This is a genomic window from Dyadobacter luticola (assembly GCF_005860805.1).
GTDB lineage: Bacteria > Bacteroidota > Bacteroidia > Cytophagales > Spirosomataceae > Dyadobacter > Dyadobacter luticola.
Genome location: NZ_VCEJ01000002.1, coordinates 1265531 through 1279105 on the forward strand (window position 1 = coordinate 1265531; position 13575 = coordinate 1279105).

Here is a 13575-nt window from a genome sequence, read left to right on the forward strand (position 1 = left end):
ATGGGAAAGACGAAATCTGTTCAGGAGGCAAAACGGTACGTGGACAATGCTAAGACACTTTTGCGTGAAAAAGCATTGAAAGAAGACGAATATTATCAGGACGAAAAGTATGTAAAACTGGCCGGTCACGCGGCTTATACAGGCGTGCTGGTTGCACTCGATTCGATGTTGGGTGACAAAAAGAAAGGCAGGAAAGAAGTTTCTTGGTACAAAGAACAATTATCGGCGCTTGATAAAAAGGTCTTGAAACAATTCGTCAGCGCATACGATTTGCTGCATCTTTCTATGAGTTATGATGGAAATCCTGAAACCGCAGTAGCGCAACTCGGGTTGAAACGTGCGGAGGAAATTATTAATTGGGTTGAGCAGCGGACGGCGGTTTCCTAAATCGACAAACATTAAAAAAAGCCAGGCAACATGAACATTGCCTGGCTTTTTGCTTGATAACTAATTGATTATTAGAAAACTAATTTGATTCAAGAAATAAAAAATCTTAGATATACTGCCTGTCAGCCAGCTCATTGATATCTTTTACTTCCAGAATCTTTTTGTCATAGCCATACTTCGTCACTTTCAGCATTGCTTGTCCCAACTGGCTGAGCAGAGAAGCATAGTTTGGGAAAATGGCTTTGATAACCGGGTAAAGCCAGATCAAATATTTGTAAAAAGACAGAACATTCCTGGCGCCCGCCCTCGCTTTCATCAATCCGGGACGAAATGCGAAAACTTGCTTGAAAGGCAGTTTCATGAGGTCATTCTCGGTTTTCCCTTTCACTCTTGCCCACATTTGCCCACCTTTTTCTGTGCTGTCCGTGCCAGCGCCCGAAACGTAGCAAAACGTCATGTCCGGATTGAGGCGGCTCAAAATGGTAGCCACATGCAGTGTCAGATCGTAGGTAAGCCGGGTATATTCGGGTTCTTTCATTCCGACGGAGGACACGCCGAGGCAAAAATAGCAGGCATTGTAGCCCGACAACTGGTTTTCGATCGGCTTAATGTTCTGGAAATCCTTGTGAATGATCTCTCTGAGTTTGGGGTGAGAAAATCCTGATGGTTTTCTGTTAATGATCAAAACCGATTCCACATCCGGATCTTCGAGACATTCCTGCAGGACACCTTCGCCGACCATACCCGTGACACCGGTCACGATAGCCCTTATTTTATCATTTAAAACCATTGATTGCGCGGTTTAGGTGGTCAAAACTGTTTCTGCAAGATATCGATATTATGCATTTTGTGTTTCAAATCCCGTCGAAATAGTAATCGCTTTCCACTCTTCTATTTCTTTGGTAATTGAAGCGATTTTAGCGTGAGCCAGATCATAAGCATCTTGACCCAGGAACAAATTCAGCGGCGGATTCTTCTCGCCAGCGACGCGGATCAAAGCTTCGGCTGCCTTTTCAGGATCGCCGGGTTGGTTACCGTTAATGTCGTCCTGGTGCGCTTTCTGGATCTCACGCACTTCCTTATATTCCTCAATTTCGTTGGCGGGCACTCCTATCGAGCCAGAGGTCAAAAAGTTTGTCCTGAAATAGCCCGGTTCTACAACCGTCGCCGTCACGCCAAATGAGCGGATTTCGGCAGCGAGGGATTCGGTGAGACCATTCACGGCAAACTTGGTTGCGCAGTAAATCGCAAAGCCGGCGAAATCTCCGACGAAGCCACCGATAGAGGAAATGTTGAAAATGTGACCTGATTTTTGCTGACGCAGAATTGGCATCGCCTTGCGGATGACATTCAATGTACCAAACACATTCACATCGAAATTGGCTCGCGACTCGGCATCGGTCAACTCTTCGATACTGCCCATTAAACCATAACCGGCATTATTGACAATCACGTCCAGCTTGCCAAACGTGGCAACCGTTTTTTCGATGGCTTCCTGCACACTTGCGTCGTCGGTGAGGCTTACCTGCAGCGGCAAGAAGGATTCAGTTTTAGTTGAAATCGCATTTTGCAGGTCAGCGATTCTCCTTGAAGTTGCGGCAACTTTAAAACCTTTTGATAATAATTTTTGAACTAGAACAAGCCCTAATCCTTGTGAAGCGCCTGTTACGAACCATACTTTTTGATTTTCCATTTTTTTGGCTGTTTAATTAACAGGACAAAATTAGGATCAGAACTCGGTGCAGCTCTTGCGCGGTTCAAACAGATGCTTGCGAAATTCAAACAATCCGGAAAGAGGAAGGTGTTTGATTGGTTTGTTTTTTGAAAAAGTTGTTGAAATGAGCAGGTTCTTCGAATCCCAGGCTGTAACTGATCTCCGAAATGTTCCAGTTGGTATGCTTCAATAATGCAATTGCCTCGCTGGCCACGCGTTCTGCAATGTGCGCCGTGGTGGTCTTCCCGGTCGTTTCCCGGATCGCGCGGTTTAAATGGTTGACGTGCACCGAAAGTTGGTTGGCAAAATCATTGGCCGATCTCAACACAAAACGCTGGGAAGGTGATTCGATCGGAAATTGGCGTTCCAGCAGCTCCGTAAAAACCGAGGTAATCCTAGAATTGGCATTCGGATGCTGGTAAAGCGACTCGGAAGGCTGCATTTTCAAAGCATAATGTATGAGCTCCGTCACATAATTCCGGATCAGGTCATATTTAAACTGATATTCCGATTCAATTTCTGTGAGCATTTTATGAAAAAGCTGCGTCACATACTCATCCTGCGATTCCGTAAGAATGTAAGACGGCTTCCCTCCTATCGCAAACATGGGCAGCTCATTAAGACTTCCCCGCAAACGCTCATGAAAAAAGCCTTCCCTGAAAATGCAAAAATATCCGCTCCCATCGCTACACCCTGAATCCCAGGTATATGGCACCAGCGGATTAAAAAACATCAGCGCGGAACCGTCCACTTCCAAACTCTTATCAGCATAATGATAGACATTCTTCCCCCGCAGCAGCGCAATCTTATAGAAGTCCTTCCGGCTATAAACCACCGGCGCCGCATCCGGCCCGAAATGCTTTTCCATCGAAAAAACATTAAAATGCCCAATGTCTTGCTGCAAATTCTCAGGAAGCCAATTGAACTTCTGCTGATAAAAATCTTCGAGTGTTTCTATGTTTGCCATGCAGCAAAGTTACGAAATTCAAATAGGAAAATGAATGTGTTATGAATTTAACAGTTTATTCACTTTTTATATGTATTAAACTTAAAGTAAGTATATATCTTACTAAGATATTATTAATTACTTAACTTTTTAATTATTTAAAATTTTCTAAATATATTATACTTTAAATACATTTATTAATTTTTATACTTTTAAAATGTATTATAATAAAAAGCTAAATATAGTGCTGGAAGTAACTTAGGAACGTACGCTGTATTCTTCATTCTTAATCAACTTGACATTATTGAGCTGGGGAATCGCTAAAACCTTGTCTCTCGGTACGACACCGCGGGAGATCCAGTTCTGTACACGGCTCACTTTAAGATTATGGACACGGGAATATTCAGAAATGGTAATCCAGTCATGCAGATCATATTCAGCCCCTGCCACCACGATTTTTACATCTTCCAGTTGCTGTATTTCGTTCAAAGCGGCCTTAATTTCCTTGATAGTCTGCCGAGCGCGATTTTTAAGGTCTGCCCAAAAAGGCTCCAATTCTTTCCTGTCAGATTCAGCAAGAGCGTAGTACCATTTTGAAAAATCGGAGCGGATTTGTGCGGCTTGCTCCGGTTTTGCAGTCCTTAATTCAGAAATATATTCGTCGAGCTTAATCTTGAATTCGTTTTTCATAATAATACCCAAGCGGGTTATTTCAAAAATTCTAACATTTCTCTGAGCTTTACCGCCTCCGTTATCAACTCCTGGAATTCTTCGTCGCTCAATCGATCCGGTGGAAGCAACAACTCAAATTCCAATTCTTCAAGCCTCGCTTCGGCCAGTTCAATTAATTCCTGCTTCCGGGATTTCTTCTTCATAAAATCAGTGTGTCAGATTTAACAAATTTAGATTTTGTATAGTAATTACACAAATTAAACCGTGAATAAACTATACAACCGTATCCGTTTTCATTTTCAGCCCAAGCCCCAAGCCTTGCGCAAAGGTTTCTATTTACCGATGCTACTGCTGCTTCCAATGTTGTCGTCAACACCCGTCCGGTTACTATCAACCAAATGCGCCAGCCCTAAAACAATTCCCTGCAAAACCGCAAAACTACCCACCAGCGCCGGGATCGAATCCTGAGGAGGCGGGCCAAACATGTTATAAAGATTTCCAGCGACGAAGAAAATGACGAGGAGCCACAATGCCCAGGTTCCTTTGGAGCTGGTTGCCTTCGTGTTTTTTACATAAATGAAAATCCCGCCGAAGAAAAGAATGCTTTCGACAAGCAATGTCAGCGGCATGGAATGCCAGAGACCGAGCCCGAATTTTGGGGAATCTGAGAAAGTAAGTGGCAGGTCGGGGACGTGGACGATGAGGTCGAGGAACCAGTGACTGAGGACGGCCAGACCTACTACGATTGAGCCGCGGACGTCTTTGTTGAGGAGCCAGTAAGCAAAACCGAGCAGCGCGCCCCACACGATTCCCATCAGCAGGCTGTGGGTGTAAGGATAATGTACAAATTCAAAAGGCGTAATGCCCGATGCGCCGGAGTGAATTTCGACCTGCTCCACATTAAAGAGCAAAAGGAAAGGCCACAAAATATCGACGAATTCCACGGCGACAAAAAGCGTGAGGAGCGAGACGCGGGGAGCTACTTTTTTCGCTCCGAATGCTAAACCGTAATGACCTAAAAACATATAGCTGGCTGGTTGATTAATGACTTTGTAAAAGTATCAACCGCAGTTTCGAAGCCACTTGATCTATATCAAGAAATCAATTCAGCTGTTTTCGCCTGATCCTGCTGAATGTTTCGGGCGTCATGCCGAGCATGGACGCAATGTATTGGAGCGGTACCTGGTTGAAGAGCTCGCGATTGCTTTCGAAAAGCATATTATAGCGTTCTTCGGCGGTTTTGGAAAGGAAAGAAAAAACGCGGTCCTCCAAGGTAGAAAAACAATGTGCGATAAAAAGCTTCTCGGTCTCCGGCCATCTGGGAATGTATTTCGAAAGACTATCGTAATCTGTTTTATCAATGGTGTACACCGCGGTATCCGTCAGTGCCTGAATGTTCCAGCGCGATGGTTTGCTGAAAACAAGGCCGGCCAGGTCGGTGATAAAATACCCTTTCGTAGAAATCCATTGGGTAACTTCCCGATCTTCCAAATCGACAAAAACCCGTAGCATACCGGATTGCAGGAAGCTCAGTTTCTGGCAGGGCTTGCCAATTTTCAGGTAAAATTCCCCTTTCCGGATTACTTCCGGTTTGAAAAAGGCCGCCACTTTCGCGAGGTCTGTTTGCGTAAAATCGAAGTATGTTTGGAGGTATTGTTCGAGGTCGGTCATCTTGAAAGGTATTAACGCAGTAAAGTTACTAAACCTACGCGCTGGTTCGAACGTAAACGTTCAGACTAACCTAACAGACGATCGGAATCGTACGAAAACTGTTCGATATTGGACAATTTGATTTTGGTTCTGGCACCTAAACGGCAGATAATGACGAATTATGCTCACTGGCATATATTTTTATACATGGAACTATGTAATACAAAGTACCTCATTTATTAGCCAGAAAAATAAAATTTAAATTACCCGATTAACCATCCCCGTCATGATCCGAAACTTCCTCAAAATCGCCTGGCGCACCCTGCTCCGCAACCGCGCATTCTCTGCCATCAACATTGCCGGTCTGGGCATCGGGCTTGCGTCGTGTATGCTTATTGGCCTGTATGTGCTGGATGAACTGAGCTTTGACCGCTATCACAAAAACGCCGATCGCATTGTGCGGGTGGTTTTTAAGGGAATCATGCAGGGAGGAAAACTGAACGAGGCGCATGTCATGCCCCCGACCGCCGCCGCACTCAAAGCGGATTATCCGGAGGTGCTGGCGTCTACCCGTATCCGGCAGGCTGGCGCACCGCTGATCGTGCTCAACGAAAAACTGTTTACAGATGACCGGATGGCATTTGTCGATTCAAACTTCTTTGACATTTTCACCTTTCCGCTGGTGCAGGGAAATGCTAAAACGGCCCTGGTCGAGCCGCGCACGATTGTCATCTCCGAGACCTTGGCCAACAAATACTTCGGCAAGGAAAATGCGCTTGGGAAAACGCTGAAATTCAAGGAATGGAACGAGACTTATAAGGTGACGGGCGTGATGAAGGATATGCCTAAAAATTCGCATTTCCGATATGAAATGCTGGGATCCATGTCCTCAAATCCCGATTCCAAATCGACTTCCTGGATGACTTCGGAGTTTTTTACCTACCTGCTTTTGCCCGAAGGATACGACTACAAACGGTTGGAAGCAAAACTTCCGCAGACCGTCGCCAAATATATGGGGCCGCAATTGAAGCAGGCGATGGGACTTACGCTTTCGGAATTCCGAAAAAAAGGAAACGATATTGGCCTGTATTTGCAGCCGCTGACAGACATTCACCTGCGTTCTGATTTTGAATATGATCTCAGCCCAAAAGGTGATATGAACTACGTATACATTTTTAGTGCAGTAGCGATTATCATGCTGATGATCGCCTGTATCAATTTTATGAACCTTTCTACCGCGGGTTCGTCCAAACGCGCCAGGGAAGTCGGTGTACGGAAAGTGATGGGTTCGGAAAAGATTGAGTTGATCGGTCAGTTTCTGATGGAATCGTTGCTGCTCACCGGTATTGCATTGCTACTTGCGGCGGGACTCTGCCTGGTGGCACTGCCCTTTTTCAATGAATTGTCTGGCAAAGACCTGCAACTCACGCTGGGCGCGCTGCCGGGGATCATTCAGGGACTTTTGCTTTTTGGCTTGCTGGTCGGCTTGTTTGCGGGGAGCTATCCTGCCTTTTTTCTTTCCTCTTTCAAACCGATATCTGTTCTTAAAGGCGGCTCTGCGAACCTGAAACTAGGCTCGTCCGGAAGAAATATCGGACTGAGAGGCAGCCTGGTGGTTTTCCAGTTTTTCATGTCTATCACATTGATGGTCGGCACTACCGTGGTGTATCAGCAGTTAAAATTTATTCAGAATAAAAAATTAGGTTACGACAAAGACCAGTTGGTGGTAATCCCATCCTGGGCTTTGGGAAAAAATCAGAGTGCGTTTCGCGAAGCATTGGAACGCGATTCCCGGGTGAGCCATGTCAGTGCGTCCGACTTTCTGCCTGCCGGGCCTTCGGGAAACAACAATTTTATGATCTCACCTGCTGATAATAGTTCGCAACTGGTGAAAACCATACGGTACGATGTCGACTATGACTACCTCGCTACCATGGGTATGCAAATGCTCGAAGGCCGTAACTTTTCAAAGGAGTACGGTACAGATTCCACCGCCATTATTTTGAATGAAACAGCGGCAAAGGAATTTGGCTGGCAAAACAAAGCGCTCGACAAGCAGATATCCCGTCGCGACAACCAGGGTAATGTCGCTACATTCCACGTAATCGGCATCGTGAAGGATTTCCACTTCAAATCACTCCACGAACGCATCACCCCGCTGGTCATGACCCTTAGCAAGGGCGGCGGCTGGATGATTGTCAAAACCAAAAACCGGGAAGTTTCGGGGCTATTGGCCAAGATGGATCAGGAATGGAAAAGCTTTAAGCCTGATTTTCCTTTCACCTATACTTTCATGGATGAGCGTTACAACGATACCTACAAAGCAGAACAGAAAACCGGCCAGATACTGGGCACATTTGCGGGATTGACGATTTTTGTGGCATGCATGGGACTGTTCGGCCTCGCCATTTTTACAGCGGAGCAGCGTACCAAGGAGATTGGCGTGCGGAAGGTACTCGGTGCTTCGGTAACTGGTATCGTGGCGCTGCTGTCCAAAGATTTTATGAAACTCGTCGGCATCGCAATCGTGCTGGCACTACCACTCGCCTACTGGCTCATGGAGCGCTGGTTGCAGGATTTCCAGTATAAAATCGAGATATCCTGGTGGATGCTCGCGCTGGCCAGCATTATTTCGGTCGCTATCGCTTTATTTACAGTGTCATTTCAGTCTATAAAAGCGGCACTCACCAATCCCGTAGATTCGCTGCGGGCGGAATAACATGGAGCGAAAAATTCTTAACATTGAGATTACAGAACAAACACACATTTTCCAGCCTGGCTGCTTTTTCAGCGTGCCCGACATTCCGGGCGCGGCGCAGTTAGGGTATTCAATCCCTGACATTGGCAACGGTTTCCCTGGCATAATTCCGGCGGCAAATGCAGTAGAAAGAAGCGGTCAGGACGAAGAAGCAGAAGAATTTTACGGAAAATGTGTGCTTACCAAAGTTTCCAATTTTTATAAAAATGAAATAAAAAGTGAAGCAGAGGGTATAGCGGAGTTTGGCATCGTGGAGCCTGAAAAAGTGCGCGTGATACATTATCCCGACTGCCAGCAAATCCTGTTTCACATGCCAAAATATGCTTACGACGCTGGAACCTTCAAATTAATTGAGCTGGCGACCGGCGGAGTCATCAGAGAGTGCCCGGTGAAAAACATATTAAGCGGAAGTACCATGATGCTGAATAGTGTCTCGCTAAAACCCGGCTTTTACCAAATGGAAGCCGACTGGCCCAGCGGCTGGACGCATGAAATTCGTTTTATTAAATTCAAAGAAGGATTTCCTAAGACACCTTTTGCGAACGCTCCCGATAATGTTTTGCGGGCTTTGAAAAATAATGAGCAGCATTTACTGAAACTTCCGGTTGTTCAGGACGACGATCGTCAGGAGCTGGCCAAGATTCTTGCGGAAACACCTCCGAAAAGTGAAGAACAACCCCGCAAGTACACCATCGTGCAAAATGGGAGTTTATACAGAATCGTTTACGCCGACGGCACCGAAATCAAATATGGCGCCGATCCCGTTGAGCTTAAAAGGGAAACATTTGTAAAACTCGGTTGGGTGCTGGATTATGAGCAGGAAGGTCGCGGCGGCACGATTACCTATCGGGAAGCGGATGTTAAGATCCGATTTGACTGGGAATTTGCAGGCGGCAGGGCAATGGTACTGATCTTTATTCCGGAAGGTGAATATTGGGAAGCGCATACAAAAACACCTTTATCCCGCCGTCTCGAAATCCTGCACAGGATGGCTACGCAGGTGATTGCAGACAAGGCGCCGGGGCACCGATTTGAAATTGATTATAATACCATCACGATTATTTAGCCCGAAATTCTGTGTTGGAATAATTATTTTAAAAGGGCCGCCATCATCAAACTTTAAATGTCATGGCCGAAAACACAGCAGTGATAGAAACACTCAACGACCTCATCCTGATCAATAATGACCGGATCGCAGGTTATGAGAAAGCTTACGACGAAACGAATGAAATCGAAAACGATTTACGGGCAATGTTTAACAAACTGGCAGACCAAAGCCGGGACCATGTTTTAGATCTCAAAGCGGAGGTTACCAAGCTTGGTGGCGAGCCTGAGAGCGGCACACTGGCTTCGGGAAAATTGTACAGGGTTTGGATGGACATCCGCTCGGTATTTTCTTCGGATAACCGGCGGGCCGTACTTGAAAACGCGGAAGGTGGCGAAGATGCTGCAAAAAAAGCGTACGACGAAGCACTTCAATCCGACGATCTGCCCGCAGATATCCGTCAGCTGCTGCTCAGTCAGCAAACCGCCATCCAGTCTTCGCACGACTCCATTAAACGGGAAAGGGACCGGCAACGCGACGTTTCGAAATATCCCCTGACAACCTAGAAAAAAGCCGGCTAAGCCGGCTTTTTTTATTAAAACCATCATCTAAATCCCTTATTAAAATCCCTTCTTTATCCTGCCTCAATGCAATTTTCAACGCTCTAAAAAATTTTTCCTAAATTCCTGTAACCTTTCCTCCCTACCGCAGTTCTCACAACAGAATCCAATAAAAAGCCTTTCACATTTGAACACGCTCACAGACAATTCGCTGATGCTCCGGGTCAAAGCCGGCGACCTGGATAAGATGGGGTTGCTGTTTGAGCGATACAACAGGCCGTTATTCGGGTTCTTTTATCACATGACCCATAATGCCGACGCCAGTGAGGATCTTGTGCAAAATGTGTTTTACAGGATGCTGAAATACCGGCATGCGTTTACGGGTGACGGTGAATTCAGAACGTGGATGTATCATTTGGGCCGGAATGTGCTGAATGATTCGGTGAAGCAAAATAAGTCGGCCAACCATTTTGATGTAAATGAGCTGGCCGACCGGATCGGCGGCGGAACATTGGCCGATGAAAGTTTTGAGAAGCAGCAGGATAAGGATTTCCTGCATAAGGCAATGGCCGGGTTAAGTGCTGAGTATCGCGAGGTTTTGATTTTGAGCCGGTTTCAGGAAATGAAATACGACGAGATCGCGAAGGTCCTGAACATCAATGAGGGAACTGTGAAGGTGAGGGTGCACCGCGCCCTGGGTGAGTTAAAAAAAAAGTTTTTTACCAATGAAAGCAGATAAAGAAATGGGTTGCGAACAAGTCAGGAATATGTCGGCCGACTGGCTCAACGACAGGCTTGACAACATGGAGCGGCGGGAGATCGACAACCACCTGGCCGGGTGTTCGGGCTGCCAGGAAGAGTTTGCCATGGACAAACAGCTTTGGGCCAATCTGGGTAAAATGCGCGTCCCAGAACCAGAGGAAAGCATGCGGGTGAATTTTTACCAGATGCTGGACGAATTCAAGGAAGCGGAAAAAGAAAAGGAATCTTTCTCCCTGCAATACATCATTGAAAAGATCAGGGAATTTGTACTGCCACAGTGGACCATACAAGTTGCATTCAGCTTGCTGCTGGTGGGACTTGGCTGGGTGATCGGCCGGAAAACGAGTCCTGAAACGACCAAAGCCGTCGCTTATAAAGAGCAGATCGAAACATTGGCTTCGCAGGTGGAAGATATGAAAAGCACGATGATGCTTTCGCTGATCGAAAACCCGTCGGCTACGGAAAGGCTCAGGGCGGTAAGCTACACCAGCGACATTGAAAATGCCGATGAACGTGTGATCGAGGCGCTTTTTACAACATTGAATAATGATGACAATGATAATGTGCGGCTCGTAACATTGGAAGCGCTGACGCAGTATGCAGATAATCCTGCGGTGCGGGAAGGACTGGTCAAATCGCTGCTGGTGCAGGATTCGCCGATGGTCCAGGTCGGGCTGGCAGACATCATGGTCAAATTACAGGAAAAACGCTCCGTCAAAGTGCTCAGGAAATTGCTCAAAAAAGAAGGTCTGAATGATCTGGTGAAAACCAAAATTGAGCAGTCGATCAAGGATTTATCTTAAAACCAATCATCCATTTATTAGCCATGAAATATTTTGCAATCCCCTTACTAGCGGGAGCGGTGCTCTTTTGTACCCAGGCCCCCGCACAAAAACTGGAATTTAAAGAGCATATCAGCAAAACGCTGAACCTCTCTTCCGCCGCCGCGTCCAATACACTGGCCATTTACAACATCACTGGTTTTATCAAGGTGGAAGGGTACAATGGCGACAAAGTCCTGCTGGAAATCGATAAAACGATTTCTGCGGAAACCCAGGAAGTGCTCGACCAGGGTAAACAGGAATTTGAATTCAGCATTGACCAAAAAGCCGACAGTGTGATCGCTTACATTGCCGCGCCCTATGATTCACGTCCTAACCGCGGCAGGCGGAACTGGGACGGCCCGAAAATTCATTACAACTACAAGTTGAATTTTACAGTGAAAGTCCCCTACTCGCTTAACCTGCATGTTTCGACCGTCAACGGTGGCGATGTAACTGTGAATGATGTGACGGGCTCGCTGGGTGTGAGCAATGTAAACGGGGCCATCAAAGTGGTGAATGCAAAAGGCGCAGCGCGGGTGCGGACTGTAAACGGCAATGTGGAAGTCAGCTATGTGACGCTGCCGCCGGGAGAATCGGATTTCAAAACATTGAATGGGGATATCCTGATCAGCTATCCTTCGGCACTCTCGGCCGATTGTCAGTTCAAGACTTTTAACGGCGGGTTTTACACCGATTTCAACAATATTGAAACGTTGCCGGCAAAAGTGGTGAAGAACGTGGAAACGCACGATGACAAGACGGTTTACAAGCTCAGTGCCGACACCATGATCCGATTCGGAAAGGGTGGCCCGACCTACAAATTCGAAACATTTAACGGAAATATTTATCTTAAAAAACAATCATAAGCAAAATGAAAACCAAGCCCATTTTATCCCTCGCCATATTGGTAGCTCTCACTTTCGCACAAATACCGGCCTGGGCGCAAACTGAATCCAAGGAGACGCTGACCATACCGCTGACAGATCCCGCCAAGCCAGGTACACTGAATGTCGGCTTGATTACCGGCAGCATTCACATCACCGGATATGCCGGAAACCAGGTGATCATCGACGCCGTGGCGCCGCAGAAATCCGAAGAAAAAAAAGACCGGCCGAATGACTCGGAAGCAAGCGGTATGAAACGCATCACTCCCCGGAACGCGGCGCTCGACATTACGGTGACGGAGCAAAACAATACGGTAAAAATCAATTCCCGGGTGCCGAATAATATGACGAACCTGAACATTAAAGTGCCCCAGAAATTCATGCTGAAAGTGAGTACGATCAACGATGGCGATATCGTCGTGGAGAACGTGGACGGCGAGCTGGAAGTGAAGAATGTCAATGGCGATATCAGGCTCACGAACGTGTCGGGATCGGCGGTGGCAAACACGATCAACGGTCTATTGAAAGTGGTCTTCAAAAGCGTAAATACCACTTCGCCGATGGCCTTCTCCACATTAAACGGAAACGTGGATGTGACCCTGCCCGCCACCGCCAAATTTGATGTAAAGATCAAATCCGACCGGGGCGAAATTTACAGCGACTTTGACGTAGATGTGGACAAAAGCGCGCCGCAGGCTACCCGCTCCACCAAGGATGGTATGTACAAAGTTTCGATCGAAGACTGGGTCAAAGGCAAGGTAAATGGCGGCGGCGGCGAGATCATGATGAAGAACATGAATGGCAACATTTACGTGAGAAAAGCGAAATGATTTTGCTCAAAATATCACTTGATTGTGGCGCCCAATTCTTGTAGCATTTTCGAGAAATCCTCCATTTTTTTGGTCTTGACCATCCCCAAAATAAGCTCAGTTACCTCTTCGGCGGTGGCTGAGCTTTCGTTTAAAATTTTTTCCCCGGCCTTGGCCAGTTTTACGTAACTCACGCGGGCATCCCGGCTGTTCGCTTCGCGCTTTACGAGCCCCATTTTTTCCAAAGGCGTCAACATTCTTGTAATCCCCGACGCTGTCAAACCGATTCTTTCGGCCAGATCTACCCGTCTTAATTTTTCATCCGGCGCTTCTCCGAGGTGATATAGGATCATGAATTCGTTCAGGCTGATGCCGTGTGCGCTGAGCTTTGTATCGAACCGCTTGAATATCAGGGACTGAACCATCGTCAGGTTCAAAAAGAATTTCAATGATGGCGTAATGGCTGACATAAGTTTGAATGATGTTTGATTAATAGTTGACATATACTTGAATTGTCAAGCATTATGCAAATATATAGCAATTGTATTTATTTATAAAACAGTG

The 13575-nt window shown here is 46.4% G+C and carries 16 protein-coding genes; 8 read left to right on the forward strand and 8 right to left on the reverse strand.

Features of this window, described 5'->3' with window-relative positions; genetic code table 11:
- Positions 1–387, forward strand: a complete 387-nt coding sequence (locus FEN17_RS05320) for a DUF5618 family protein (protein ID WP_138364239.1) — start codon at positions 1–3, stop codon at positions 385–387.
- A gap of 106 nt (positions 388–493) precedes the next feature.
- Here FEN17_RS05320 and FEN17_RS05325 read toward each other — a convergent pair whose 3' ends face one another.
- From FEN17_RS05325 to FEN17_RS05350, 7 genes are all read right to left on the reverse strand, one after another.
- A complete protein-coding gene (locus FEN17_RS05325) occupies positions 494–1177 on the reverse strand; it encodes an NAD-dependent epimerase/dehydratase family protein (RefSeq protein WP_138364240.1) in 684 nt (227 codons plus the stop codon).
- Between the two features lie 48 nt (positions 1178–1225).
- Entirely contained in the window at positions 1226–2080 is an 855-nt protein-coding gene (locus FEN17_RS05330) for an oxidoreductase (RefSeq protein WP_138364241.1), read from the reverse strand.
- 85 nt (positions 2081–2165) lie between these two features.
- A complete protein-coding gene (locus FEN17_RS05335; RefSeq protein ID WP_138364242.1) occupies positions 2166–3068 on the reverse strand; it encodes a helix-turn-helix domain-containing protein in 903 nt (300 codons plus the stop codon).
- 237 nt (positions 3069–3305) lie between these two features.
- Positions 3306–3737 carry a hypothetical protein gene (locus tag FEN17_RS05340; RefSeq protein ID WP_138364243.1) on the reverse strand — a complete coding sequence of 144 codons (432 nt, stop codon included), beginning with the start codon at positions 3735–3737 and terminating at the stop codon, positions 3306–3308.
- Between the two features lie 17 nt (positions 3738–3754).
- On the reverse strand, positions 3755–3922 hold the full coding sequence (locus FEN17_RS27210) for a hypothetical protein (protein WP_171037844.1): 168 nt from the start codon (positions 3920–3922) through the stop codon (positions 3755–3757).
- Positions 3923–4051: 129 nt separating this feature from the next.
- Entirely contained in the window at positions 4052–4744 is a 693-nt protein-coding gene (locus FEN17_RS05345; RefSeq protein ID WP_138364244.1) for a metal-dependent hydrolase, read from the reverse strand.
- A gap of 76 nt (positions 4745–4820) precedes the next feature.
- On the reverse strand, positions 4821–5390 hold the full coding sequence (locus tag FEN17_RS05350; protein ID WP_138364245.1) for a Crp/Fnr family transcriptional regulator: 570 nt from the start codon (positions 5388–5390) through the stop codon (positions 4821–4823).
- Positions 5391–5655: 265 nt separating this feature from the next.
- Here FEN17_RS05350 and FEN17_RS05355 point away from each other — a divergent pair, with 265 nt between their 5' ends.
- The 7 genes from FEN17_RS05355 to FEN17_RS05385 all read left to right on the forward strand — a co-directional run bounded on the left by FEN17_RS05355 (position 5656) and on the right by FEN17_RS05385 (position 13032).
- Positions 5656–8088, forward strand: a complete 2433-nt coding sequence (locus tag FEN17_RS05355; RefSeq protein ID WP_138364246.1) for an ABC transporter permease — start codon at positions 5656–5658, stop codon at positions 8086–8088.
- A gap of 1 nt (position 8089) precedes the next feature.
- Positions 8090–9193 carry a hypothetical protein gene (locus FEN17_RS05360; protein WP_138364247.1) on the forward strand — a complete coding sequence of 368 codons (1104 nt, stop codon included), beginning with the start codon at positions 8090–8092 and terminating at the stop codon, positions 9191–9193.
- 62 nt (positions 9194–9255) lie between these two features.
- Positions 9256–9738, forward strand: a complete 483-nt coding sequence (locus FEN17_RS05365; protein WP_138364248.1) for a ferritin-like domain-containing protein — start codon at positions 9256–9258, stop codon at positions 9736–9738.
- Between the two features lie 208 nt (positions 9739–9946).
- On the forward strand, positions 9947–10471 hold the full coding sequence (locus FEN17_RS05370) for an RNA polymerase sigma factor (RefSeq protein WP_138365278.1): 525 nt from the start codon (positions 9947–9949) through the stop codon (positions 10469–10471).
- Positions 10458–11297, forward strand: coding sequence for a zf-HC2 domain-containing protein (locus FEN17_RS05375; protein ID WP_138364249.1), 840 nt, complete (start codon positions 10458–10460; stop codon positions 11295–11297). The genes FEN17_RS05370 and FEN17_RS05375 overlap by 14 nt, the downstream gene beginning before the upstream one ends.
- 23 nt (positions 11298–11320) lie before the next feature.
- Entirely contained in the window at positions 11321–12184 is an 864-nt protein-coding gene (locus tag FEN17_RS05380) for a DUF4097 family beta strand repeat-containing protein (protein WP_138364250.1), read from the forward strand.
- Positions 12185–12189: 5 nt separating this feature from the next.
- Complete coding sequence (locus FEN17_RS05385; RefSeq protein ID WP_138364251.1) at positions 12190–13032, forward strand: DUF4097 family beta strand repeat-containing protein; 843 nt, start codon at positions 12190–12192, stop codon at positions 13030–13032.
- Positions 13033–13046: 14 nt separating this feature from the next.
- Here the strand turns inward: FEN17_RS05385 and FEN17_RS05390 are convergent, their stop codons facing one another.
- Entirely contained in the window at positions 13047–13481 is a 435-nt protein-coding gene (locus FEN17_RS05390; RefSeq protein WP_138364252.1) for a MarR family winged helix-turn-helix transcriptional regulator, read from the reverse strand.
- Between the last annotated feature and the right edge of the window lie 94 nt (positions 13482–13575).